A 24,541-nucleotide genomic window follows, 5' to 3' on the forward strand; every position below is an offset into this window, starting at 1 on the left:
GGCAGCCGGACACGCCCATCCAGCTCGGCTTTTGCGAATATTCTGGCCCGCTGCCAAGGGGCAGACTGTGAACTGACTTTTGGGAGATTCCAATGAGACAGTTCATCAGGCGGCAGCGCGGCCAGGGCATGGTCGAGTATTTAATTATTGTGGCTTTGGTCGCGGTGGCGGCTATTGCGGTGTACCAGTCCTTTGGTCAGGTGATTCGTAATCAGACCGCGGCCATGGCCAAGGAACTGGCGGGGGAGGATGGCTCCGAGCAGACTCAGCAAGCGCAATCTGCCGCTTCTGCTGCGGCCGCTCAAGGCAGTGCCAAGAGCCTGAAATCCTTTACAGGCAATGCGCAATGAGGCCGCCCAACCGACCACAAGAGGGGGCGGCATTGGCCTGGGGCCTGATCGCGCTGGCACTTCTGTCTGTCGCCTGGGGCGGCTACTTTCATGTGAACCAGATTGCCGAGCAGCAAGGGCGTTTGTCCCTGGTGCTGGATGCGGCTGCCTATGGTGCGGCCACCGAGCAGGCACGTACCTTGAACCTGCTGGCTTATATCAATCGGGCGCAGTTGGGGCATCAACTGGCTTTGGGTCATTTATTGACCTTGGCAACATGGGACAGGGCAGCGCAAACCCAGTCCGGGCAAGCGCGTAGGGCGAATCCGCCTGTGCACTTGGTCGCCATGATGTTTGGTCCTGTACATGGACTGGCGTATACCCAGGCGCGATCGGCTGGAGACAATCAGCAGGCTTTGGAGCAGGCTTTCCAGGCCCATCAGCGTTTGATTCATGACGTGCTGGCGCAGGCCCAAGAGCAATTGGTAGAGGGGTTACCGCAACGGCGACAAGCCATTATTCAGGCGACCTTGGATGGCAGTTTGCCGGATTGGCCGGCTCAAGCCATTCGCTGGCAGTTTGAGCAGGACGACTGGCCGCAGTTTCTGTTGCTACAGTCCGGACAAGCCCAGTGGCAGTCGGGCTTGGCGCATCTGGTGTCTTTATACGGGTTTCTGGCCCCACGGGATTACGAGGCTCGCTCTTATCCCGGTGTCGATCGGCGTTGCCCTTTGTGGCAGCATCGTTTGCGTCGTGCTGGTCGTACCGAGTTTGACCGTTCGGGCCGCTGGCATTCCAACGATACGCAGTCCATGCATATGGTTCGCTCCAACCGTTGGATAGGCTGTTATTTCCGTGAATATGCCATGGCGTGGGCCTTGCAAACGCCAACTCATGCGTCCGGAACTGATGCGCCAGACGACTTTTCAGGGCAGAGCTTCTGGAAGTGGGCGCTGGAGCAGGGCAATAGCTCTTTGCTATCGGCTCAAGGCAATACAGTGGCGCAATCCTGGGCGCGACGAGATGCCAGCCCCTGGAGTCAAAGGTCATGGGTAGACGGGTATGCCTTGGCTGATTCTGAAAAGAGCGCAGGCCCCGATCTGGTGCTGACATTACAGGCCCAAGGCCATTTGGGACAAACCGTTCATACACGGGCGGCGGCGCAATCATTTTTCTCCCTGCCACCGGATAGGGCAGATTCTGGTGTGGATGCCAAACCCAGCCTGTTTTTGCCCTTTTGGCAGGCACGGCTGATGGATGCAGGAGGCCGCCAATTATGAACACGCGACAAAAAGGGATCGCACTGGTCGAGGCCTGTTTGCTGGGTGTGGTGTTGGGCCTGATGGTTATGGCGGGACGTTGGCTGATACAGCAGCAGTATCGCTTGCAGCAAATGCAGCAGAGTACACACTTGAGCCTGTTCACGCACGATGCCCATGGCAAGCCAGTTCCAGCAGCGAGCAGCCCCGTTCAAGAAGCAGTACCGACCCGTTTTTCGGAGTCGCCGATAGCGACAACCCAGCCCTTGCAATGGGAGCTTTTGAGCTTGCGCAGTGGATTCTGGACGGCACAGTCGCGTGTTTCCATTCCGTGGCCGCGTTGGCTGGCAACTCTGTCCATCAAAACACAGTTGCAGCGCCAATCCCGGCTGTGGGCGGCTGCGGGGCAGGCTAACAGTACACAACAAACACGTCAGCGTTTGGAAAACAGTACGACTGCTTGGGGTGAGGCCATGGCCTCAAGCCGGCCCGCTGCCAGAGAAACGATACGGCAGGCAGGGCCTATGGACGCGGCCTGGGGGCGGACACGAGCCGATTTGGATTGGCTGAGCCGGTGGCAGGATTACGTGCCGGATCATGGCCCCAAGGAGCGACCATGAGACAGATGCTTGCCTTGCTCTTGCTGTTTTTCTTGATGTTCAGCCCTGTGCCGGCTAGAACGCAGCCCTTGCTCCTACCTTTGCAGGACTCCCAAGTTCAGTGGGATCAAGGGCAAATGGCACAGACCGATGTTGGACCTGTGTATAGCTGGGGACTGAGCACAGACCTGGATGCGCAGACCTTGGCTTCTCGTTTGGAGCCATTCTGTGGAGCTCATTACGGCGCAATCAGATTGGAAGGGCAATGGGTATTTCTGCGTGCCAAAGATGGCAGGAATTGCGTTTTGTGGTTGGAGGATATACAGGCCTCGACCTTGTCGGGTTTGTTAAGTGTTTCCGAACACAGTCAGCCTGTTTCCCCCTCATCGGTCTGGTCAGCGCCACCCGTTGCTGGTGCCGTCCTGTGGCAACACGAACAGCCAGGGCAAGTGCAAAGCTGGCTGTTGAAGGCCGAGCCTGGATGGCAAGCCGATTTGCGTCGCAAGGACTGGGGAGGCGAGGCGGGCGAGCGTTATTGGCGCAAAGGCCCGGCCGAGCTGGATGTCATGGAGCTGGAGCATGAGCAGCAGCGCTACTTGCTCTTGATCTGCCGTGCCTGTGGAAAGGAGGCCTCATGATTCGGGCGAAATTCTTGTGGCTATGCCGTCATCCCAGCGCAGGGTTTGGCCTGCTGGCCTTGGTGGCTGGTTTGATGGCAGCCGGGACCAGCAGTCGTTACTTGGACCGGCAGGAGGAGGCTCTGCGGCAAGCGGCGCATCGTGTGCAATTGGATAGGGTGGTAGCCGCCTCCAGTCTGACAGCGGGGACGGTGTTGCAGGCGGAGCATTTGGCCGCCCGCGCCTTTCCTGCTGAACTGGTGCCTAGTGACAGTTGGGATGTGGCGCAGTTTGAGAGTCTGCTGGGGCAAGTGCTCAGCCAGCCGTTGCGGGCAGGGGATTTGATCAGCAAGGCGCATGTGCAGGAAGTCAGCAGTCCATTTTCACAGCAATTGCTCTCTGGCAGGCGTGCCCTGACTGTGCCGGTGGATGCGATCAGTTCGGTGTCGGGGTTGATCCGGCCAGGAGATCTGATCGATATCTATGTCAGTTTTGATGATCGGCAGCGGCGGGTAACGGCCCCCTTGCTGCAGTCTGTTCTGGTTCTGGCGACCGGACAAAGATCGGGTGAAGACTCGACCACGGCCAGATTGGATCAGGACGTCTACAACACCTTGACCCTGGATGTAGGCCCGGACGATGCCTTGAAGTTGCTGGCAGCCAGGCAACATGGACGCATCAGTGCCTTGCTGCGCAATCCGGATGACCATACACCCCATCAGGCTGCCGTGCGAGGTGAGCTGGCTGACATTCTGGGTCTGGGGCCGGGTGCAAGGCCCAAACAGCCTGTACAAGTTTTGTACGGCAACAGACCGGCAGGGCAACTTGGCCAGACAGAAGTGGAGCGTCTGGGTTGGCTGGATATGCCGGACGGCTTTTCTGTGGGGCAGCAGCCATGAGCAAAAATCGCGATTGGTGTAGGCGGGCCGCTGTGAGTTTGCTGTCTGGTGCCCTGTGTAGTGCAACTTTGCAAAGCCAGGCCCAGGGCTTGGGGCTACAAGTCGGTGAGTTGATGGTTCTGCCTGACACGCAGGTGGAGCGGGTGGCGGTCGGCGACGGTGATATTGTTCACGCTGTCACCACGGAATCGGGCGAGTTGATTCTGTTTGCACGCAAGACGGGCAGCACGGTGGTACAAGTCTGGTCCCATTCCGGGCAAAGCCAGTCCTACCAAATTGAGGTGTCGCCAGAAAATCATAGGCAAACCTTGGCGGAGCTACGAAGTTTGCTGGAACGCATTCCCGAGTTACGCATCAGCGAACTGGGTGGCAAGCTGGTGCTGGAAGGAGAAAGTTTAAGTGATCAGGACAAGCAACGCATTCAGGCATTAAGTCAGGAGCATCCTCAATTGCTGGATTTCACGCAGCAGGATGGTTGGGAACCAATGGTTTTGCTGGATGTGCAGGTAGTGGAGGTGCCGCGCAACAGTCTGCGAGAGCTGGGAGTGCGTTGGGATGGGAGCTCTCAAGGGGGTTTGAGTATGGGCGGTGCCTGGGATGCGGCTACTCATCAGTTTTTGGACAGGCCAGGTGAAGCTGTTTTGCCTTTGGCGTTTCCTGCCAAGCAGGGGGCAGCATTCTTTGGTGTTGGCGCCTTGATGTCTGCTCGCGTTCAGGCCATGGCACAGGAAGGACATGCGGTTGTACTGGCGCAACCGCAGCTATTGGCACGCAGTGGTTCTCAAGCCGAGTTTCTGGCCGGGGGCGAGCTGCCTTACACCACCACGGACGACAAGGGAAACAGCAAGACCAGCTTCAAGCCTTACGGTGTGTCGCTGCGCATTGTGCCGCGAGTCGAGCGTGGCGGGTTGGTGCGTTCGCAGATCGAGGTGGAGGTTAGCTCTGTTGATGCCAGCCTGTCCCAACCCGCCGGGCCGTCTTTGAAAACCCGACGAGCTTCGACCGAGTTCAATGTCCGTTCAGGACAAACGCTGGTGCTGGCAGGGTTTATCTCGCGTGAAGAATCTCGGCATGTGGATCGTCTACCGGGATTGGCCAGTTTGCCAGTGCTGGGCGCCTTGTTTCGTTCCGAACGCTTTGCCCGACAGGAAACGGAACTGGCGGTATTTGTGACGCCGACTTTGGTGGCGGCACAGCATCCTGATTTGCTGGCTCGGCAGGCGAATGCTGCCCAGTGGTTGGATCAAACCTTTCCTGATGCTCCGCGCTTGAATACACCTGTGCGTGCCATCCCGAAGGGAGCAGGGCGAGGCACCTGGTCGCAATGGGTAGAACCTGATAGTGAGGTATTTCGTGTTGAACCTTGAGCTTGAGTCGGAGCTGGGGACGACGCGCCCCTGCACGGTCAGTTTGCCGGCCTTGATAGGGCGTGACCCGGCCTGTGATGTGGTTCTGCCGTCCTGGCGTATCGCACGCCAGCATGCCAGCTTTCTGAAGCGGGCGGGGGCGGTGTACATCCAGGATCACGGCTCTTTGACGGGCGTACAGCTTAACGGCAAACGGGTTTATGACGATGGGCCTTTGCGCTTGGGCGATGTACTGGTGCTGGGAGGGTTCAAGTTGCGGATTGCCGGTTTTGGGCAGAAGGTTCAGCCCAGAGTTGATATGGCCGTTTCGGACTTGGGAAACCCACCGGAAACCTCAATACCGCAGTCCTTTACGATGGAAGAACCGCGTCAGACACCACAAGGTGAGCAAGGTTTTTTCCCTCCTGGGCAAGCTGATCTTCCGGTATCCGATAGTGATCTGTTCAGACAGGAACAGCAACGCCTGCATCAAGCCTTGTTGAGTGCGTTGGAATTGGAGCGTCGAGACCTCTCCCGCGTCACAGACAAACAGTTGGAGCAGGAAGCCTTTGATTGCTTGGGTCGTTTGATCCAGGCCCAATGTGCTGTCCCCAAGCATGAGCAAGCCAGACTGCAAGCCAGTGTTTGTGCCGAAGCGGTGGGTTTGGGCCCTCTGGAGCCTTTACTGGCTGATGCCTCGGTCTCGGAAATTATGGTCAATCATTATGATCGGGTGTTTGTTGAGCAGGCGGGGCGGCTTCAGGCCCATCCCCTGGTGTTCAGCAGCGAGTCCGCCTTGCGGGCGATTATTGACCGCATCCTGGCTCCCTTGGGTAGACGGCTGGATATCAGCTCGCCCGCAGTGGATGGGCGCTTGGCCGATGGCTCGCGTTTTCATGCGGTACTGTCGCCCATTGCGGTCAAGGGAACCTGCGTGACCATACGCAAGTTTCCCAAACGACGCTTGGGGCTGGAGGATCTGTTGCAGACAGGCAGTTTGTCGCCGGAGATGGCCGCATTCCTGCAACAGGCGGTGCAGCGACGCTGCAATATTCTGGTTTCGGGTGGAACCGGGACAGGCAAAACGACTTTGCTGAATGTGCTCAGCACCTGCATTGATTCAGGTGAACGAATCGTGACCCTGGAAGACGCGGCTGAGCTGCAGTTGCAGCACAGTAATTGGGTGGCTTTGGAGTCCCGACCCGCGAATGCAGAAGGTCAGGGGCAGGTCGATATACGGAGCCTGTTGCGACAAGCCTTGCGAATGAGGCCAGACCGGATTGTGGTGGGGGAGTGCCGGGGCGCAGAAGCTTTCGATATGTTGTCGGCCATGAACACTGGCCACGAAGGCTCGATGGGGACCTTGCATGCGAATACGCCTCGCGACGCCTTGTCCCGCCTGGAAGGGATGGTGTTGATGGCAGGCCTGGATTTGCCTTTGCTGGTTGTGCGAGAGCATATCGCGCGGGCTTTGCACATTATCGTGCAATTGAGCCGCTTGCCTGATGGGAAGCGTTTGGTGCACGAGATTGTGGAGGTGACCGGCATCGAGGCGCAGCGTATTCAACTGCAAACCTTGTACAGCTATCGCCCGGAGTTCGGTTTTGCCGCCAGTGGCTTGCGTTCCGAGCATGTTTCGTCTGCAGAGAGGCAATCATGAGATTTCTCAGTATTTTGCTGATTGTCTTGGGTACCACGGCGTTGGCCTATGTATTGCTACGTTCAGGACAGCGTCTTGCCAAGCGTTATAGGCAGCAACTGCTCAGGCAGTCCGAGCAGAGTTTGCAATCGCATTTTGTATTTGTACGCAGTCAGTATTTGGCTTTTGGGGCCTGGGCTTTATTGCCCCTGATCTTTTTGACGGCCTGGTGGCTGATGCAGTCGTTCTGGCTGGCAGCGATGGTAGCCCTGCTGGCTGCAGTCACGCCTTTACTGGTTCTGCGCTGGATGGGACAGCGGCGCTTGGCAAGCTTACGACGACAGTTGCCTGACTTTGTTCTGTCTTTGGCCTTGAGCCTGCAAGCAGGTTTGGCCTTGCAAGCGGCTTTGCAGCAGCTGTCTCAATCTTTGCCTGCGCCCTTGGGGCAAGAGCTGCGTTTGCTATTGCGTCAGCAGCGCTTGGGGGTGAGTGCCAAGGACTCGTATCAAGACCTTCTGGATCGAGTGCCGGTGTCAGAACTGGCCATGTTGTTCAGTGCCTTGCAGATGGGCCAGAGCACGGGGGCGGGGCTAGGGGAACGCTTGAAGATACTGGCGCAAACCATTCGGGCGCGACTGACCGTCGAGGACAAGATTGTTGCCTTGACCGCGCAGGCGCGTTTGCAGGCGCGCATCATGTTCTGCTTGCCGGGTTTTGTGGCGGGAGCCTTGTACCTTCTGGATGCCACGGCATTTGAGCAGGCCTGGTTCAACACATTGGGTGTTTGGGTGGCGGGGGCGCTAGTGGCCATGCTGCTGATGGGGCTGTGGTGGATGCAAGTGATCCTGCGAGGGGAGGGGTGATCATGCTCACACTGATCTGGATGCTCTCTGCCTTGAGTGCAGCCTTGTTCCTGATGGCATTCCTGTGGGCTTGGCGCGGTCGTTATCTGCTTTTGCTGCAAGGAGGCAGCAGTTTGGGGCAGGCGGCCTGGCAGGCTTGGGAAGCCCCGTTTTCCAGAGCTCTGAATCTCTGCCTGTCCTTGCCTTTTATGCATGAGTGGCCTGAGCGTTTGTGGGGTTCGTATGCCAAGGAAGTACGGGGGTTTTTAAGCAAACGTGTGGCCTTGACTGGATTGCTCACAAGTCTTGTCAGTGCTTTCTTGTTGACTCAGGGAGCCTCATTGATGGGGCTTGCAGGGCTGGCTGTGACTGGCTTCTTCCTGAGCGTACTGCAAGCTATCTCACGAGGAAGAAAACTGCAGCGTCAGCATCATTTCCGTTGCCGCCGGGACTTGCCATTTTTTCTGGATCTGCTGGTGCTGGCTGTCGAGTCCGGACTGGGCTTGCAGCAAGCCTGGGCGCGTGCAACGCAGGCCCTACCGCAAGGCAGTCTGCTGATCAGCTTGAACAAGGTACAGGGCGAGGTTCGGGCGGGACGACGTTTGCCGCAAGCCATGCGCAATGTCGCTTTGAGTTTCAGGCAGGCAGAGCTGGAGGAATTGGCTTTGTCTTTGGAACTGGCACAGGACACGGGTTTGTCCTTGGCTTTGTTGCTACGCGCTCAAGCAGAAAAATTGCGTAGCCATTTGCACTTGGAAGCCGAGCAAAGAGCCTTCAAGCTGCCTGTTTATTTGCTGGCCCCTTTGGTCGTGTGCATTTTCCCCTGCACGTTTCTGGTGATTGCGATGAGCCTGCTAGGCCCTTGGCTGGCAGGGGGAGGCTAGGGCGATGTCTATCTCAGTACTGATCAAACAGCCGCTGCAACAGGTGCCACAGCAGCCCTTGTATCTGTTCGACGCCAATACTTTCTGGGCCCGTTGGCTTGGCTGGAAGGCATTGCCACAGAACAAGAGTTTCGCAGTTGCGGTGTGGCTGCGGCCTTGTAGGGCGGTGCATCTATGGGGAATGCGGCAGGCTCTGGATCTCTGCTTTCTGGATGAAGATGATCAGCCCTTGAGGTTTTGTCCGGCTGTACCTGCGGGAGCGATACGTTGGCACAGAAAAGCCAGATCGGTACTGGAGGCGCCGGTCGCTTCTCTGTCGGGGCCGGAGCAGTTTTCGCCCTGGGCCGCCGCCCTGCAGGAAATACGTCAAACAGGGGGCGGGGTATGGCTGGACCGGGCTTAGCCTTGTGCGGCGTCGCGCATCGGATCACCAAACACGCTGCGGTAAGCCGGGTAGAAGCTGGCGTACAGGATGGCAGCCATCGCCAGATTGATAGGTGTCAGCACCATGGTGGCCGTGCCTGGACTTAAACCCGCTCCCAGCAGCAATTCGCCCAGGGTCTGGATGGCGAAGAAAGCAGCCGCCCAGCATAGGCCGTACAGCAGGAAGGCGGCCTTGTTGCGCCAGCAAGCCACCATGGAAAAGAACAAGGCTTGCTTGACCGGGATGGCATGCCAGCCTACCAGGGCGGGAGCGTGCCAGAACAGGGCGGACAGGCCCAGATACAGCACAAAGAACAAAATGATGGGCTTGCGAAAGGCCGCCATGACTTCCTGTGGAGTGGCATTGCTGTTGTCCATCAACTGGGACAGCTCATTCACAAAAGGGAAAGTCGCCACAAAGCCGACGACCAGGCAGGCCAACAAGTAAATGATGCCCAGTTTGATCAGGCGGTTGCGTACCGGGGCGGGCTTCAAGGGCTCGGTCCACATGCCCAAGCGAATGACCTCGCCCTCATGAATGCGGCGACAGGCATTCTGAATGATAAAGGTCATGGTCGGGACCAGTACGATCAGTACCATCTGGCCGATGATGGGGAAAATATTGCTCAGATTGATCAGGATGGAGGTGATCAAGCTCCAGAAGAACAGAGCAGCTGGTTGCAGCTTGAACAAGCGCAATCCTTCCTGAATCCAGTACCACCCGTAAAGAAAGGGGAGCTTGGCAGCTTGCATATCAGTATCCGTGTTTATCGAGGGAGCGCCGGTACAGCATGGTCGCGACGCTGGCGCAGCACACGCTCAAAGTGCCGCGGGTCATGCGGCTTGAGGGTTTGAGCGGGGCGGGGCAGATAAAAGTCGTACAGGCGCGAGATCCAGAAGCGCAGCGCGGCGGCCTGAATCAGTATAGGCCAGGCGCTGTGCTCGGCTTCGGTAAAGGGCCGCACTTGGGCGTAGGACTCCAGCCAGGCCTGGGCTTTTTCCAGATTCAGGGCACCGCTCAGGCGGTCGATACACCAGTCGTTTACGGCAACGGCCACATCAAATAGCCAAGTATCGCAACCGGCAAAGTAAAAGTCGATGATGCCGCCCATCTGGGGCGCTTCCGAGGTGCCGGCAAACAGCACGTTGTCGCGGAACAGGTCGCAGTGAGCCGGGCCTTGTGGCAAGGCGCGATAGGTGTCGCTGTCGGCAAAACGGCTTTGCTCTTGCAAGACGGTCTGGATCAGCTCGGACTGACTCTCGTCCAGAAAGGGCAGAACCTGGGGCACGGTGGCTTGCCACCAGCTCAGGCCGCGCAGATTGGGTTGCTCCAGAGGGAAGTCCTGGGCAGCCAGGTGGGCCTGAGCTTGTGTACGGGCGATCTGGCGGCAATGTTCAACCGTGGGCTCGGGCTCGTAACCACCACGCAGGCGCGTCACAATCGAGCAAGGCTTGCCGTGCATGACACAGATGCGTTTGCCATCGCGGCGAGTCATGGGCTCGGGCACTGGGACACCTTTGGCGGCCAGGTGGTGCATCAGCTCGATATAGAAAGGCAGTTGTTCCAGCGTCAGGACTTCAAACAAAGTCAGAACGTACTCGCCCTGGGTGGTGCTCAGAAAGTAATTGGTGTTTTCAATGCCGGCGGTAATGCCACGTAAGGAAACAAATTCGCCAATTGTGTATTGTTCCAGCAGTTCGCGGGCGTCAAGTTCGCTGACAGAAGTAAAAACAGCCATGCTTTCAGTGAGGGTCCGGTTGTTGGCGCACTATCAGGCGCGCAAGTATGTCAAACGGCCGATTTTAGACCAGTGCGCCCGCTTTTTGGAGCCTTGCGGCGATTTACCGCGCTTTATCTTCATCCTGTGGTCGGCTGAAACCATTAAAATGGGTGTTTTCCCTTTTTCACCAAGCCTGAAATCAGGCTATTTGCTCCCTGTTTATGACTAATTTTGTGATGCCGGACAGCCAGATGTGGCGTTTGAGTGTGGCGCCCATGATTGACGTGACGGACCGCCACAGCCGCTTTTTTCATCGTCTGCTGGCGCCGCGCGCTTTGCTGTTTACTGAAATGATCACCACGGGTGCACTGACGCACGGCGATCAGGCACGTCATCTGGATTTTGATCAGGCAGAGCATCCGGTGGCCTTGCAGCTGGGTGGCAGCGACCGGGACGCCTTGGTGACCAGTGCTCTGGCAGGTGAAAAGTGGGGCTACGACGAAATTAATCTGAACTGTGGATGCCCCTCGGAGCGGGTTCAAAAAGGCGCTTTCGGTGCCTGTTTGATGAACGAGCCGCAATTGGTGGCAGACTGCGTCAAAGCCATGCAGGACGCGGTCTCTGTGCCCGTGACGGTCAAGCACAGGCTGGGGCTGGATTACAACGAGTCCTACGACTTTGTGCGGGACTTTGTGGGGATTTTGTTCGAGTCCGGGTGTCGAGTCTTTACGGTTCATGCCCGCAATGCGGTCTTGAAAGGCTTGTCGCCCAAGGACAATCGGGAGATTCCGCCTTTGCGCTATGACATGGCCATGCAGTTGAAAAAGGACTTTTCTGAAGCACTGTTCATCTTGAATGGCGGCATTCAGGAGCCGGATCAGGCGCTAGCCCTGGAAGAACAGTTCGATGGCGTGATGTTGGGCCGGGCAGCCTGGCATACGCCAGCGGTATTAAGCGAGATTCATCGTCGCCTCTGGCCCGAGCATCCCTTGATGGACGAGGATGCCGTGGTGGAGCAGATGATTGCTTATGCCCGGCACCATGTTCAGGCGGGTGTGCCGTTGCGCATTGTGATCAAGAGCATGTTGGGCTGGCCGCACGGCAAGAAGGGCGCACGTCAGTGGCGTCGTACCTTGTCAGATCACCATTGGTTGGCCAAAAACGATCCAGGCCTGCTTGCGCAGGCCTGGGAAGAATTGCAACGCCGGCAGTAAAGGCGGCCAGATCCAGGGGATCAGGATGCGCTGGCTTGCTCGGAATCGGTAGGCCAGTCGCGGATGTAGGCTTTGAGCATATTGTTCTCGAACTGCTGGGCGTGAACAATGGCGCGGGCCATATCAAAGAAGGAAATAACTCCCATCAGCACGGGACCGTCCATCACGGGCATATAGCGTGCGTGGTTGTTCAGCATCAGGCGCTGCACCTCGTCGGCGCTGGTGTTGGGGGTGACGCTGACAGGGGCGTCATCCATGATGCTGCGCACCGTAAAGCCCTGGGCCTTGTCGCCCTGAGCGTGCCAGTGGCGAATGATCTCGCGAAAGGTCAACATACCCACCAACTGACCATGCTCCATGATCACCAGCGAACCAATATCCAGCTCGCTCATGCTCTGTACCGCTTTTTCAACGGTCATTTCGGGGGTGCCTGTATAAAGCGTGTCTCCCTTGACACGCAGGATTTCACTGACTTTTAGCATACTGGGTCTCCTGACCGGGATCGGCGTTTAGTATGGCTGGTTGTCCTGTCAGAATGCCTTGTGGCGACTCAAACAGTTCTTCCAGATTGGATAGTCGCTGATCGAAAAACTGAGAAAGATAATTGAATACATATTCTAGCGGACCCTCGTGGGTATGGGCGCGGTCCAGCAGAAATGCCTTGGTAAGTTGTTTCAGGCTGACCTGACGCAGATCGCAACTCAGTACCCACTGTTCGTCATTGTCTTGCTGGGTATCAGCAATCAGTCCCATGGACTTGAGCTTGCATAAAATGCCGTAGAGCTCGTCCGGGTCGCGTTCCAGCTTGTGGCTGAGTTCACGTACGCTAAGTCCCTGCTGGCTCTGACGGTTCAGCCACAGCTGGTAGAGCAGGTTCACGGCATCGGTAAAGGCGATGCCGGGCACATTGGTCTTGACCCAGTTGCGGCCACGCCAATCGGGCAAAATGGCCACCATGGAAGCGCCCAGCAGGACGATCAGCCAGGAAATGTAGATCCACAGCAGGAAGATCGGCAGGATGGCAAAGGCGCCGTAGATAATCGTGTAGGTGGGAAAGCGGGTCAGGTAAAAGGCGAAACCGGCCTTCATCAGCTCCAGCAAGGCAGCGGTAACCACCCCGCCAATCAGGGCGTCGCGCCACCATACGCGGCGGTTGGGCACGTACATGAACAGTGCCGTCAGCCCCAGGGCCGTAAACAGGAAGGGCACGTAGGCCAGGGCGAAGGACACAATGCCGGACAAGTCGCCGATATAACCCAAGGACTCCCTGGCCAGAATGGTCGTAGCCCACAGGCTGGCACCGGTCAGAATCGGGCCCAGCGAAATAATGGCCCAGTACACCAGCAGGCGTTGTCCCAGTGGGCGTTGCACGTGTACCTGGAAAATATTGTTGAAGGTCTCGTCAATGGTCATGATCAGCATGATGGACGTGACAATCAGGAACAAGCTGCCTACCGCCGTCAGGCCTGACGCTTTGGAGGCAAACTGGTTCAGATACAACATGATGTTTTCTGACACCACTTCGGGCATCAGGTTACGGGTCAAAAACCCTTCCAGGGCACTTTCAAATTCCTGAAACAGTGGAAAGGCCGTGAACAGCGCCAGCACCACCGTCAGCATGGGGACAATGGCCAGGATCGTGGTGTAGGTCAGGCTGGAGGCCACCTTCATCAGATCTTTTTCGGCCACCCGCTTGATGGCAAAGCGCGCCACACTTAAAAAGTGATGTTTGGCAGTGGGGGCGGGCGAGGGCTCCTGCCGGGATACAGGATCGGTGTTATCTGGGTTCAAGTCTGTTTGTTCAGCTTGCTCAGAGGGCATAGGGAAGTTCTCGTCGTTTTTCATAGCGGTTTGATGCGGCGGACGCTGCTTTTCGACAGGGTTCAGGTGATAATAACAGCATGCATGAACCTTTAAACCCCATACTTCATCGAGTGGCGGCCCTGGCTTTGGTCGCCTTGATTGCTTTGTGCCTGGCCTGGGAGCTTCATTTTGCGCCCCTGAAACCCGGCGGCTCCTGGCTGGTGCTGAAAGTGATTCCTTTGGTGCTGCCGCTGCGCAGCGTGCTCAAGGGCAATTTATATACCCTGCAATGGACGTCCATGATGATTCTGCTGTACTTCGCGGAAGGGGTCATGCGTGCCTGGTCGGACCCGGTGGCTGAAGTCATGCCCTGGGCGATTGCAGAGATTGTTCTGTCCCTGATTTATTATTTCTGCGCCATTTTTTATCTCTGGCCTGCCAAGAAAGCAGCCAAGCAGCGCAGCAAGGCCGAAAAAGCCGAGGCTGCCAAAGCCGCCAAATCGGCCTAAGGGGGTCTGTATGTCCAGCTTGTTCGATGGCCTGGCCATCAGTCACCATTTTGCGGATTTGCCCTCGGCTTTCCATACGGCGGTTCCGCCGCAACCCCTGGCCAATTCCCGCCTGCTGCACGTCAATAAGGAATTGGCGGCGCAACTGGGTCTGGATGTCTCCCGTTTGGGGGAACAGGAATTTCTGGATGTAGTCAGCGGCCAAGCCCCCTTGCCGGGTGGCCTGACGGTCTCGGCTGTATACAGTGGTCACCAGTTCGGTGTCTGGGCAGGACAGTTGGGCGATGGCCGTGCGCATTTGCTGGGGCAAATCGATACCCCCACGGGCCCGCAGGAATTGCAGTTGAAGGGCGCCGGTAAAACCCCGTATTCCCGTATGGGCGATGGCCGTGCCGTGCTGAGATCCAGTGTGCGCGAATATCTGGCCAGTGAGGCCATGGCCGGTTTGGGCATTGCCACCAGCCGGGCCCTGGCCCTGGTCACTTCGGATACGCCTGTGTACCGGGAAACCGTGGAAACGGGCGCGATTGTGACACGTGTTGCCCCCAGTTTTGTGCGTTTTGGCTCGTTTGAACATTGGGCCAACGACGCAAGCCGTGTGCGTGAATTGTTGGACTATGTGCTGCGCGAGTTCTATCCGGAACTGCTGGTCGAAGGCGATTCGGAGCAGGAGCGCGTCTGCCGCTTCTTGCAGGAAGTGACGCATCGCAGCGCAGAAATGGTGGCCGACTGGCAGACTGTCGGCTTTTGCCACGGCGTCATGAATACTGACAATATGTCCATTCTGGGTCTGACCATTGACTACGGTCCGTACGGCTTCATGGACCGATTCCGTGTGAATCACGTTTGCAATCACAGCGATAATCAAGGCCGTTATGCCTGGAATGCGCAGCCTGCGATTGTGCATTGGAACTTGTATCGCCTGGCCAGTGCCTTGATGGTGCTGGATCCAGATGTGGATGCGGTGAAAGAGCGTTTGCAAACCTTTGAAGCCAGTTTTCTGAAGCGCTATCACGCCAATTTGCAGGCCAAGCTGGGCCTGCGCACCTGGCAGGCGGATGACGCGCAACTGGTCGATGACTGGTGGCGCTTGCTGCACAACAGCGGGGCGGATTTCACCTTGTCCTTCCGTGCTCTGGCACAGGCCAGCAAGGCACCCGAGGCTTTCCTGAGCCTGTTTGAGGGTTCCGAAGATCAGGCCCAGGCCTGGTGGCAAGCCTATAGCCAGCGTCTGAAGCTGGACGGTTCCGATACGCCAGAGCAGCGCGAGTCCATGAATCGCGTCAATCCTTTGTATGTGCTGCGTAACCATTTGGCCGAGCAGGCCATCCAGGCTGCTGCCAAGGATGACGCCAGCGAAATTGACACCTTGCTGAAGCTGCTGCGCGACCCATACACCGAGCGGGCCGGTTTTGAGGCCTATGCCATGCCGCCGCCAGAAGGCAGTGCGGAGCTGGCCGTCAGTTGCTCTTCCTGAAAGACCGGGCGCGGTGCATGTCCGGATTCGGGAACAATGCCATAATCGTGCCTGTCTTTCATTTTCCCTCATTTCTTTGCGTTCACTTTCTCTATGTCCGGCAATACTCTAGGTAAAAGCTTCCGCGTCACGAATTACGGCGAATCTCATGGTCCAGCGATCGGCGCAGTGATCGACGGCTGCCCTCCGGGCCTGGAGCTGTCTGAACAGGATATTCAGTTTGAACTGGATCGCCGCCGTCCTGGCACCTCGCGCCACGTGACTCAGCGCCGTGAGCCGGATCAGGTGGAAATTCTGTCCGGTATTTACGAAGGTCGTACAACTGGCACGCCCATTAGCCTGCTGATTCGCAACTCCGATGCGCGCAGCAAGGATTACGGCAATCTGCTGGATACCTTCCGTCCCGGCCATGCGGATTACACCTACTGGAAGAAGTTCGAGAACCGCGACCCGCGTGGTGGTGGTCGCTCTTCAGCTCGCCTGACTGCGCCTACCGTGGCGGCCGGTGCAATTGCCAAGAAATGGCTGGCCGAGCACTTCGGCGTGAAGATTCGCGGCTATATGAGCCAACTGGGTCCTATCTCTATTCCTTTCAAAAGCTGGGATGTGGTCGAGCAGAATCCCTTTTACGCGCCAGACCTGGACGTGGTGCCGCAGCTGGAAGCCTATATGGACGAGCTGCGTAAAGAAGGCGAATCCATTGGTGCCCGCATTGAAGTCGTGGCCGAAGGCGTGCCTGCTGGTTGGGGTGAACCTATATATGATCGTCTGGATGCTGATATCGCCCATGCCATGATGGGATTGAACGCGGTAAAAGGCGTGTCCATTGGCGCTGGCTTTGATTGCATTACGCAAAAAGGCTCGGAGCACGGTGATGCGCTGTACCCCGATGGTTTCAAGACCAACCAGGCCGGTGGCGTATTGGGTGGTATTTCCTCCGGGCAGGCCGTGACGGTTTCCCTGGCGATCAAGCCTACTGCCAGTATCCGTACCATGCGTCCTTCCGTGAATCGAGCCGGTGAAGCGGTTGAAGTGCAGACACTGGGCCGTCACGATCCTTGTGTGGGTATTCGTGCCACGCCGATTGCCGAAGCCTTGCTGGCCATTGTGTTGATGGATCATTGTCTGCGTCATCGCTCGCAGTGCGGCGTCTGAAACTGAGGGTTTGCGCAGGACCCTAGCACTTCATTTTCTTGTCAGGTTTGTTTTTTGGAGCTGAGCATGAAAGGTATTGCGAAAGGAAAACGCCTTTTGGCGGCGGGTTTGATACTGGCCGTGACGGGCTGTGCCACGGTGCAGACGACGGAAAGCGGGACGGTAGGTGTCGAGCGCAAACAATTCATCTCCAATCTGGTGTCGGAGGCCGAGCTCAATCAGGCGGCGGCCCAGAATTATGCTCAGGTCTTGTCCCAGGCTCGGCAGCAAAAGGCGCTGGATACCGATGCGGCCCAGACTCGTCGGGTCAAGTCCATTGCTCAACGCCTGATCGATCAAGTCGGTGTTTTCCGGGCGGACGCCCGTTCCTGGAATTGGGAAGTCCACGTCATCAATGAGGACGAAGTTAATGCCTGGTGCATGCCGGGCGGCAAGATGGCGGTTTACAGCGGCTTGATCAAACGGATTCAGCCAACGGACGCGGAACTGGCTGCTGTCATTGGGCATGAGATTGCTCACGCCTTGCGCGAGCATTCGCGTGAGCAGGTATCCCAGAAAATGGCGACTTCTTTCGGTTTGACGGTGCTCTCCGCCCTGACTGGTGTGCAGGCTGTGAACGATTTGGGCGGTACGCTCAGCGAAGTCATGTTTGAACTGCCTAACAGCCGCACTCACGAATCCGAGGCCGATCTGATTGGTGTTGAGCTGGCTGCGCGTGCAGGCTACGACCCGCGTGCTGCGGTTACCTTGTGGCAGAAGATGGGGGCCCTGGAGCAGGGCAGAAGTCAGCCGGAGTTCCTGTCTACTCACCCGGCTTCCTCAACCCGTATTGCGGATTTGCAGGCGATCTCGGAACGGGTCATGCCTTTGTATCAGCAGGCGGCCAAGCCGTGAAAAGGCTGATTTTTTTGAAATCGCATTTGAAACGAAGAATGCCCTTGATGAAGCTTTGTTGAGGATCGCCAAGCGTCGCTCTCATCATGGAGTGGGAACAGATGTTCCCATATAGACTCCGGATAGATTTAAGCAGGCTTACTTTATTCCGTATCGATTATCTTGCAAGAATTGGGCTGACCATAGGATTTTTGCAGTGCAGGCCTGCCCTTGGCCGACGGTCCTTGAAGTCTGTGCTCGCAGAAGGTGCCGCTGGCCTATTTATCTGACTGCTTCCCATCCTCACAATGCACCCATGAAATCGCGCCATCGCACTTTTCTGTATGGTTTGTTGATTTGGCTCGGCCTGTCTTTGGCCGGCGCCATCGTGTTGACGCGCGCTGAACTGGCGCGGCAGCAGGAGGCATTCACGGTGCAAAGCAATATAGCCTACCGGCTGCTGGGCCAGCGTCTGGCCCAGCATGACGCCATTTTACAAATGCTGGCCCTGTTGCAGCCGCCCGTGCAGCGCATTGAACGTCTGGGAACGCTGAAAGCCATGTTTCCCCAGATCATGGCGATATATCGCGAAGAGAGCGACGTCGCGTGGGCCAATCCGCAATGGCAGCAGGCGCAGTTGCAGTCTCTAAAGGCCGAGCGCGCCGTACTGACGGATGTGCAACTGGCACAAGGGCGCTATGTTCTGCTGGTAGCGGCGCATCCGGCCAGCTTTGCCGTGCTGCTGGATTTGAATGCCGCCATCGCCTGGGACGAATGGCCTTTTCGGCGTGATGGCAGTCCCGTGCGCGTGGTGCTGGAGTGGCAGGACCAACAATGGGTGATCAGTCCTGGGTTGGACCATGCCGGGCCTGTGGTATTCCAGTCAGACAAGACAATGACTTCCACCAGCCAACCCTTTCAATTGCACACGCGTCGCGTCGTGGGCTATGCCGACCTGCCTTGGGGACAGGCGGCACTGTTCGCCCTGGCCAGTGCCTTGCTGGTGGCGCTGGTCATCTATGTGCGCAAACAGCGTGAACAGACCTTGCGCGCTCAGGAGTTGCTGCGTATCGGTCAGGTGGGCCGTTTGAATGCGCTCGGCGAAATGGCCGCGGGCCTGGCGCATGAATTGAACCAACCTTTGACCTCCGTATTGGCCAATACACAAGCCAGCCTGCGGCTCTTGCAGGATGATCCCCCCGACCTGGAGCCGGCACGTGAAGCCATGGCGCATTCGGTGGAGCAGATCAAGCGTGCGGCCAGCGTGTTGACACGCCTGCGGCACAGCTTGCGTGAAAGCGGTCTGGCTGAGCAGTGCTGCCCGGTGTCCTTGACGCGGGTGTTGGGCGAGGCTGTGCATTTGCTGATGCCGGAGTTAGAGCGGCATGGCATTACCCTGGAAAAACGCCTTCCTCCACACGATGTCGTTGTTGTTGGTGAACCCGTGGCGCTCGGGCAAATCATCCACAACCTGCTCAATAATGCCGTATCCGCTTTGGGCGTAGCCCAGACCAGTAATCCACGCATCTGGCTCGAGGTGTTGCAGCGCCAAGGGCGCGTGGAATTGACCGTACGTGACAATGGCCCGGGAATAGTCCCGCAGCATCTGGATCGTGTGTTCGAGCCTTTCTTTACGACGCGCTCCGACGGCCTGGGTCTGGGCCTGAGCCTGAGCGAGTCGCTGGCTCAGGCCATGGGCGGCGGCTTGAAGGCGTTCAACGATCCCATGGGGGGAGCCGTGTTTGCGCTGGAACTGCAACTCGTGGATGAGGAAGCATCATGAAACCTACTGAAAATGGCTCTAGCCTGTCGCCCTTGATCCACCTGTTGGACGATGATGCCGCCGTGCGTCAAAGCTTGTCCTTGCTGATCAGCACAGTCGGGTTACGGGTGCAGACTTGGGCGGATCCGCAGCAGTTTCTGGAGTCTTTTGATCGGCAGTCTATCGGGGCATTGATTCTGGATGTGCGCATGCCCGGCATCAGTGGATTGACCTTGCTCGATACCCTGATTGAACAAGGCGTGGATCAGCCTATCATTCTGTTGACCGGGCACGGCACGGTGGATATGTGCCGGCGCGCCTTCAAAGCGGGTGCTGTCGAGTTCCTGGAAAAGCCGGTCAGTGACGATGTGTTGCTGGACACGGTTCAGCAGGCCGTGCGTCAGCACGTGCACCGTCGTGAGCGTCTTGCGGCCGACCAGTGGGTGCGTGAACGTTACACAAGTTTGTCCGAGCGCGAGCGCGAGGTGCTGGCGCTGATTGTCGAGGGCTTGACCAACAAGGAGATAGGTCGTGCGCTGTCGCTGTCGCCCCGTACAGTTGAAACGCATCGCGCCAACCTGTTTGCCAAACTGCAGGTCGATAACCTGGCCCACCTGATTCGGCATTATGCCAGCTTGGTGAGTGCCTCTCCGTAAAACTACGTAGATGCCAGGGTAAGCGCCCGAATAGTTCCGTTCGGGCGGCGCAAGTATAGTTTTTCCATGCCGATAATGTTGTCGGAACTGATAAATGGAGATTACTGCTATGTTGCGCTCTTCCCTTTTGATGGCGTTGTTGTTTGCTGCTGGTGCCGCCCAGGCCCAGGGTGTGCTGACCGAAAAAAACATCTCCCTGGATCTGGCTAATCGTTTGGCTAGCGAAACCGTCAAGCAATGCTCGACCAAAGGTTACAACGTGTCGGCGGCTGTGGTTGACCGCGCTGGCGTACTGCGTGCGCTCCAACGTGCCGACCAGGCCGGTCCGCATACGGTCAATGCCAGCATCGACAAGGCCTATACGTCCGCTTCGGCCCGCAGCCTGACCAGCGCCATGCTGGAGGGTTCGCAGAAAAATGCTGGCGCCGCCAATCTGGGTGATATCCAGGGCTTTCTGCTGCTGGGCGGCGGCGTGCCGGTCAAGGTCGGTAATGACACGATAGGCGCCATCGGCGTGGGCGGTGCGCCTGGCGGCCACCTGGACGAAGCATGCGCCGTAGCGGCTCTGGAAACCCTGAAGGCCGATCTGAAGTAGTCGCATTCCTGCAGATCGGGGAGCCGCCCCTGAACTGCCCCCCGGAACTTGGACGTTGCTCCAAGCTTCGGGGGGGTGCTGCATGGCTAATTCAGTGATCGCTTGATGTGATTACGGTAAGGCCTGCAGTGAAGGCGGGATTGTTGGCAAATAAACCGACCGTTCAGTGTTGCCGCTGAACGGTCGTATTCCGTCTGACGATTGACTTCTGGCGTAGGGTTTTTGATTCTTGCCGCTGCAGAATCATCCCTCGCGTTCACTTGCGCATGCTGATGGCCAAGCGATTGAATGCGCTCATCAAGGCAATCGCAAAACTCAGATCCGAAATTTCCGTATCGCTGAAATGGGCTTTCAAAGGCTCGAAGTGCTCGTCGGGTGCATGAGTGTGAGCAACATCCACCACGGATTCTGCCCATTCCAGAGCCGCACGTTCGCGCTCGTCAAAGTGCGCGCTGACACGCCAGCCTGCCAGACTGTCTATCTTGGCATTGAGCACGCCCGAGCTGCGCAAGGAGGCAGCGTGCATCTCCAGGCAAAAGGAGCAGCCGTTGATTTGCGAAATGCGCAAATTAACCAGCTCAATCAATTCTTTGCCCAGGCTGCTTTTGTCCAAAGCCAGCTTCGTTTGCAACAGGCCTTGATAGGCTTTGGGAGACAGGGTGTCGTAGGGAAGGCGAAGTGCACTCATGGCGTATCCAATCGAAAGTAAGGCAGGGGGCGGAGCAGGCCGTAGCTCTGTGCGGCGGGATTCACTGTTTGCGTCAGTCTGAGTATCAAGCTGGGCTATCCGCTTTACTTGTTGATTATCCATGAGTAATGTCCTGGTCATCAGTGACAAGAAAACAATAATTGACTAGGACATGGGTATGGATCTACGCCACTGGAAACCCAGCCGGGAACCAGGCATTCCTGTTTATCAGCAGTTGTACGAGCGCTTTCGGGATGCGATTGCTGCAGGTCAATTGCGCCCCGGCGACCGGGTGCCATCCATACGCAGTCTGGCCAGTGAGCTGAATGTGGCCAAGGGTACGGTGGAGCAGGCTTATCAAATCTTGCTGGGTGAAGGCTATTTTCTGGCACGAGGGCCGGCAGGAACGGTGGTGTCACCGCAGTTGGCCAGTTTGGCTGCGAAAAGATATGCCAGTGTCCCTGCCTCATCCCTGCGTGCCTCGCCATATGTACCAGCAGAAGACTCACCCCCTTTGCCATTTCAGCTGGGCCTGCCGGCTTTGGATGCCTTTCCGCGCAAGACCTGGGCACGACTGGCCAACCAGAATCAGCGCTCTTTGGGGGGCGTGGCAATGCGTTACCCCGATCCGGTGGGCTATGCGCCGTTGCGGCGGGCTATTGCGGCTTATTTGGGCGTATCGCGCGGCATAGCTTGTCTGCCGGAGCAGATCTTTGTGACGGCCGGGTATTGGGGGGCGCTGGAGCTCGTGTGTCGTAGCGTTCTGAATCCGGGTGACGCGGGCTGGTACGAAAATCCTGGCTATATTTTTGCCCGCCAGTTCTTGAAGCAGGCCGGCATGCACGTGCATGCGGTGCCGCTGGATGAAGACGGCCTGAACCTTATAGCCGGGCAGCAGCATTGCCCACAGGCACGCTTTGCCATCGTGACCCCCACTCATCAAAGCCCTATGGGCATGGCCATGTCCTTACCCAGGCGTTTGCAATTGCTGGAGTGGGCCATACAGCAGCAGGCCTGGATTGTGGAGGACGATTACGACAGCGAGTTTCGCTATCACGGACGTCCTTTGCCTGCCCTGAAAAGTCTGGATAGGGACGACAGGGTGATCTATACCGGCACCTTCAGCAAGGTTCTGAATCCCGGTTTGCGGCTGGCGTACTTGGTCGCACCCCTGTCCCAGGTGGAGCGTTTCCAGCAGGCGGCTCACTATTCAGGCGGGCCGGGTTCCATCCTGACGCAGGCTACCGTGGCGGACTTCATGGAGCAGGGCTACTTTGCGCGGCACTTGCGCAAGATGCGGGCTTTGTATGCACAACGTCGGGCTTATTTGGTGCAGGCTCTGCAACAGATACTGGGGGAGCGCTTGCAGGTGCAAAGCCAGGCAGGGGGGATTCATGTGCTTGCCAATTTGAGGAGGGCAGAAGATGACCGGCCTTTGGCCAAGGCTGCCCAGGAACATGGCCTGGCCGTTCAGGCCTTGAGCGATTGGCAAATATCGCCTGCTGTGCATAAGGGGCTGTTGATGGGCTTTGCCAATATCAGCGATCAGGGCATGGCCGATGAATGGGTAGAACGTTTGAGCTTGGCCATTGCTGAACCTTCTTGAACAAGAGTCCGGCCTGCAGCAATCGCCAAGGCTGACGACGTTGGTCTCCCGGAGCCTTCTTTGACAAGGCTCCGGGAGACCTTTTTCAGGGGCATGTTTCTATTTAGGGTGGTAGTCCCAATACTAGTATAGAAACTGGTCTTGTCCCAGTTACTGCGCCTGTCATAATAAGAAAAAATTAATGTGCAGCCCGCTTTGTGCGGACTGTAATTTCAACTGAATCGCGAGAGCGCAATGGCAAAAACCTTATACGATAAGTTGTTCGACGAACACGTCGTGCATCAGGACACGGATGGCACCTGTTTGATCTACATTGATCGCCACTTGCTGCATGAAGTGACCAGCCCCCAGGCCTTTGAAGGCTTGACTCTGGCCGGCCGCAAGCCTTGGCGCATCAGTGCCAACCTGGCTGTGGCGGACCACAACGTCCCCACCACCTCCCGTCAGAACGGTATTGAAGACCCGATCTCGCGCCTGCAGGTCGATACCCTGGACGCCAACTGCGAAGAATTCGGCATTACCGAATTCCGCATGAACGACGTGCGTCAGGGCATTGTGCACATTGTCGGCCCTGAGCAGGGCGCGACCTTGCCTGGCATGACCGTGGTGTGTGGTGACTCCCACACCAGCACGCACGGTGCCGTGGGCGCTTTGGCCTTTGGTATTGGTACCTCGGAGGTCGAGCACACGCTGGCCACTCAGACCTTGCTGATGAAGAAAAGCAAAAGCATGCTGATCCAGGTGGACGGCAAGCTGCCTTTTGGCTGTACTGCCAAGGACCTGATCCTGTACGTGATCGGTCAGATCGGTACTGCTGGTGGTACCGGCTACGCCATTGAGTTCGGCGGCTCGGCAATTCGCGCCTTGTCTATGGAAGGCCGCATGACCGTGTGCAATATGGCGATTGAAGCCGGTGCACGTTCAGGCATGGTGGCTGTGGACGAGCAAACCATTCAGTATCTGCGTGGCCGTCCTTACTCGCCCAAAGGTGTGTTGTGGGATCAGGCTGTGGCTTACTGGAACACCTTGCACACTGACGAAGGTGCCGAGTTTGATCGCGTGATTCGCATCGATGCCAGTCAGATCACCCCTCAGTTGACTTGGGGCACCTCGCCTGAAATGGTGTTGCCTATCGACAGCCGTGTACCCGATCCAGAGAAAGAAAAAGACGAAGTCACCCGCAATGGCATGGAGCGTGCATTGGAATACATGGGCCTGACGCCCAATATGCCGTTGACCGACATCCGTATCGACCGCGTGTTCATCGGCTCCTGTACCAATGCCCGTATCGAGGACTTGCGTGCGGTTGCCAGCGTGGCCAAGGGGCGCAAAGTCGCTTCCAACGTCAAGCAGGCCATGATTGTTCCCGGCTCCGGTCTGGTGAAACGTCAGGCCGAACAAGAAGGTCTGGACAAGATTTTCCTGAACGCCGGTTTTGAATGGCGTGAGCCTGGTTGCTCCATGTGTCTGGCCATGAACGCTGACCGTCTGGAACCGGGCGAGCGTTGCGCTTCGACCTCCAACCGTAACTTTGAAGGACGTCAGGGGCAGGGTGGTCGTACCCACCTGGTCAGCCCAGCCATGGCGGCTGCCGCTGCCATTGCCGGCCATTTTGTCGACGTGCGTTCGTTCAACTGAGGAAATC

Annotated in this window: 25 protein-coding genes; 20 read left to right on the forward strand and 5 right to left on the reverse strand. The window is 57.5% G+C overall.

Annotated features, from left to right (window positions below):
- The first annotated feature begins 92 nt into the window (after nucleotides 1–92).
- From ACFPDR_RS07720 to ACFPDR_RS07765, 10 genes are read left to right on the forward strand one after another with little or no spacing between them, the layout of a single operon-like run.
- Entirely contained in the window at nucleotides 93–350 is a 258-nt protein-coding gene (locus ACFPDR_RS07720) for a hypothetical protein (protein ID WP_009462197.1), read from the forward strand.
- Complete coding sequence (locus ACFPDR_RS07725; protein WP_376910961.1) at nucleotides 347–1,609, forward strand: hypothetical protein; 1,263 nt, start codon at nucleotides 347–349, stop codon at nucleotides 1,607–1,609. Before ACFPDR_RS07720 ends, ACFPDR_RS07725 begins: the two co-directional genes overlap by 4 nt.
- A complete protein-coding gene (locus ACFPDR_RS07730; RefSeq protein WP_376910962.1) occupies nucleotides 1,606–2,208 on the forward strand; it encodes a pilus assembly protein TadE in 603 nt (200 codons plus the stop codon). Before ACFPDR_RS07725 ends, ACFPDR_RS07730 begins: the two co-directional genes overlap by 4 nt.
- Nucleotides 2,205–2,825, forward strand: a complete 621-nt coding sequence (locus ACFPDR_RS07735; protein ID WP_376910963.1) for a hypothetical protein — start codon at nucleotides 2,205–2,207, stop codon at nucleotides 2,823–2,825. Before ACFPDR_RS07730 ends, ACFPDR_RS07735 begins: the two co-directional genes overlap by 4 nt.
- Nucleotides 2,822–3,703 carry a Flp pilus assembly protein CpaB gene (cpaB, locus tag ACFPDR_RS07740; protein ID WP_376910964.1) on the forward strand — a complete coding sequence of 294 codons (882 nt, stop codon included), beginning with the start codon at nucleotides 2,822–2,824 and terminating at the stop codon, nucleotides 3,701–3,703. The genes ACFPDR_RS07735 and cpaB overlap by 4 nt, the downstream gene beginning before the upstream one ends.
- The gene (locus tag ACFPDR_RS07745) at nucleotides 3,700–5,070 is read left to right on the forward strand and encodes a type II and III secretion system protein family protein (RefSeq protein ID WP_376910965.1); all 1,371 of its coding nucleotides are present in this window, start codon (nucleotides 3,700–3,702) and stop codon (nucleotides 5,068–5,070) included. Before cpaB ends, ACFPDR_RS07745 begins: the two co-directional genes overlap by 4 nt.
- Nucleotides 5,060–6,709: an ATPase, T2SS/T4P/T4SS family gene (locus ACFPDR_RS07750; RefSeq protein WP_080748097.1), complete on the forward strand. Its 1,650-nt coding sequence runs from the start codon at nucleotides 5,060–5,062 to the stop codon at nucleotides 6,707–6,709. The genes ACFPDR_RS07745 and ACFPDR_RS07750 overlap by 11 nt, the downstream gene beginning before the upstream one ends.
- On the forward strand, nucleotides 6,706–7,551 hold the full coding sequence (locus ACFPDR_RS07755; RefSeq protein ID WP_376910966.1) for a type II secretion system F family protein: 846 nt from the start codon (nucleotides 6,706–6,708) through the stop codon (nucleotides 7,549–7,551). The genes ACFPDR_RS07750 and ACFPDR_RS07755 overlap by 4 nt, the downstream gene beginning before the upstream one ends.
- 2 nt (nucleotides 7,552–7,553) lie before the next feature.
- Nucleotides 7,554–8,414 (forward strand): type II secretion system F family protein, encoded by an 861-nt coding sequence (locus ACFPDR_RS07760; RefSeq protein ID WP_376910967.1) that lies wholly within the window; start codon nucleotides 7,554–7,556, stop codon nucleotides 8,412–8,414.
- A gap of 4 nt (nucleotides 8,415–8,418) precedes the next feature.
- A complete protein-coding gene (locus ACFPDR_RS07765) occupies nucleotides 8,419–8,817 on the forward strand; it encodes a hypothetical protein (protein WP_376910968.1) in 399 nt (132 codons plus the stop codon).
- Here the strand turns inward: ACFPDR_RS07765 and ACFPDR_RS07770 are convergent.
- Nucleotides 8,814–9,590 carry a BPSS1780 family membrane protein gene (locus ACFPDR_RS07770; protein ID WP_026483380.1) on the reverse strand — a complete coding sequence of 259 codons (777 nt, stop codon included), beginning with the start codon at nucleotides 9,588–9,590 and terminating at the stop codon, nucleotides 8,814–8,816. The two genes, ACFPDR_RS07765 and ACFPDR_RS07770, sit on opposite strands and share 4 nt — an antisense overlap.
- Before the next feature lie 14 nt (nucleotides 9,591–9,604).
- Nucleotides 9,605–10,576 carry a homoserine kinase gene (locus ACFPDR_RS07775; protein ID WP_021446523.1) on the reverse strand — a complete coding sequence of 324 codons (972 nt, stop codon included), beginning with the start codon at nucleotides 10,574–10,576 and terminating at the stop codon, nucleotides 9,605–9,607.
- 203 nt (nucleotides 10,577–10,779) lie between these two features.
- On the opposite strand from ACFPDR_RS07775, the gene dusA reads away from it, so the two are divergent.
- Nucleotides 10,780–11,772, forward strand: coding sequence for a tRNA dihydrouridine(20/20a) synthase DusA (dusA, locus tag ACFPDR_RS07780; protein WP_376910969.1), 993 nt, complete (start codon nucleotides 10,780–10,782; stop codon nucleotides 11,770–11,772).
- Nucleotides 11,773–11,792: 20 nt separating this feature from the next.
- On the opposite strand, the gene ACFPDR_RS07785 is transcribed toward dusA, so the two are convergent.
- Together ACFPDR_RS07785 and ACFPDR_RS07790 are read right to left on the reverse strand one after the other, a co-directional pair.
- Nucleotides 11,793–12,254 carry a CBS domain-containing protein gene (locus tag ACFPDR_RS07785; protein ID WP_009462173.1) on the reverse strand — a complete coding sequence of 154 codons (462 nt, stop codon included), beginning with the start codon at nucleotides 12,252–12,254 and terminating at the stop codon, nucleotides 11,793–11,795.
- Nucleotides 12,238–13,617: a YihY family inner membrane protein gene (locus tag ACFPDR_RS07790; RefSeq protein WP_268379922.1), complete on the reverse strand. Its 1,380-nt coding sequence runs from the start codon at nucleotides 13,615–13,617 to the stop codon at nucleotides 12,238–12,240. The genes ACFPDR_RS07785 and ACFPDR_RS07790 overlap by 17 nt, the downstream gene beginning before the upstream one ends.
- A 56-nt stretch (nucleotides 13,618–13,673) precedes the next feature.
- Between ACFPDR_RS07790 and ACFPDR_RS07795 the strand changes: the two genes are divergently transcribed.
- From ACFPDR_RS07795 to ACFPDR_RS07825, 7 genes are all read left to right on the forward strand, one after another.
- Nucleotides 13,674–14,084: a DUF2069 domain-containing protein gene (locus ACFPDR_RS07795; protein WP_009462169.1), complete on the forward strand. Its 411-nt coding sequence runs from the start codon at nucleotides 13,674–13,676 to the stop codon at nucleotides 14,082–14,084.
- Between the two features lie 10 nt (nucleotides 14,085–14,094).
- Nucleotides 14,095–15,561 carry a protein adenylyltransferase SelO gene (locus ACFPDR_RS07800; protein ID WP_257111945.1) on the forward strand — a complete coding sequence of 489 codons (1,467 nt, stop codon included), beginning with the start codon at nucleotides 14,095–14,097 and terminating at the stop codon, nucleotides 15,559–15,561.
- 93 nt (nucleotides 15,562–15,654) lie between these two features.
- Complete coding sequence (gene aroC / locus ACFPDR_RS07805) at nucleotides 15,655–16,716, forward strand: chorismate synthase (RefSeq protein ID WP_035272817.1); 1,062 nt, start codon at nucleotides 15,655–15,657, stop codon at nucleotides 16,714–16,716.
- A 66-nt stretch (nucleotides 16,717–16,782) separates the two neighbouring features.
- Nucleotides 16,783–17,610 (forward strand): M48 family metallopeptidase, encoded by an 828-nt coding sequence (locus ACFPDR_RS07810; RefSeq protein WP_060185170.1) that lies wholly within the window; start codon nucleotides 16,783–16,785, stop codon nucleotides 17,608–17,610.
- Nucleotides 17,611–17,905: 295 nt separating this feature from the next.
- Nucleotides 17,906–19,372 carry a sensor histidine kinase gene (locus tag ACFPDR_RS07815; RefSeq protein WP_060185169.1) on the forward strand — a complete coding sequence of 489 codons (1,467 nt, stop codon included), beginning with the start codon at nucleotides 17,906–17,908 and terminating at the stop codon, nucleotides 19,370–19,372.
- Nucleotides 19,369–20,007 (forward strand): response regulator transcription factor, encoded by a 639-nt coding sequence (locus ACFPDR_RS07820; protein ID WP_374698131.1) that lies wholly within the window; start codon nucleotides 19,369–19,371, stop codon nucleotides 20,005–20,007. Before ACFPDR_RS07815 ends, ACFPDR_RS07820 begins: the two co-directional genes overlap by 4 nt.
- 94 nt (nucleotides 20,008–20,101) lie before the next feature.
- A complete protein-coding gene (locus ACFPDR_RS07825) occupies nucleotides 20,102–20,602 on the forward strand; it encodes a GlcG/HbpS family heme-binding protein (RefSeq protein ID WP_196784024.1) in 501 nt (166 codons plus the stop codon).
- Between the two features lie 256 nt (nucleotides 20,603–20,858).
- Here ACFPDR_RS07825 and ACFPDR_RS07830 read toward each other — a convergent pair whose 3' ends face one another.
- Nucleotides 20,859–21,290, reverse strand: a complete 432-nt coding sequence (locus ACFPDR_RS07830; RefSeq protein ID WP_035272810.1) for a carboxymuconolactone decarboxylase family protein — start codon at nucleotides 21,288–21,290, stop codon at nucleotides 20,859–20,861.
- Between the two features lie 178 nt (nucleotides 21,291–21,468).
- Between ACFPDR_RS07830 and ACFPDR_RS07835 the strand changes: the two genes are divergently transcribed.
- Nucleotides 21,469–22,896, forward strand: coding sequence for a PLP-dependent aminotransferase family protein (locus ACFPDR_RS07835; RefSeq protein WP_376910970.1), 1,428 nt, complete (start codon nucleotides 21,469–21,471; stop codon nucleotides 22,894–22,896).
- A gap of 234 nt (nucleotides 22,897–23,130) precedes the next feature.
- Nucleotides 23,131–24,534, forward strand: a complete 1,404-nt coding sequence (leuC, locus tag ACFPDR_RS07840; protein WP_376910971.1) for a 3-isopropylmalate dehydratase large subunit — start codon at nucleotides 23,131–23,133, stop codon at nucleotides 24,532–24,534.
- The last annotated feature ends 7 nt before the right edge of the window (nucleotides 24,535–24,541 follow it).

Origin of the sequence: Alcaligenes sp. GCM10023179 (genome assembly GCF_042653705.1) — a bacterium.
GTDB classification, from domain to species: domain Bacteria; phylum Pseudomonadota; class Gammaproteobacteria; order Burkholderiales; family Burkholderiaceae_B; genus Alcaligenes; species Alcaligenes phenolicus.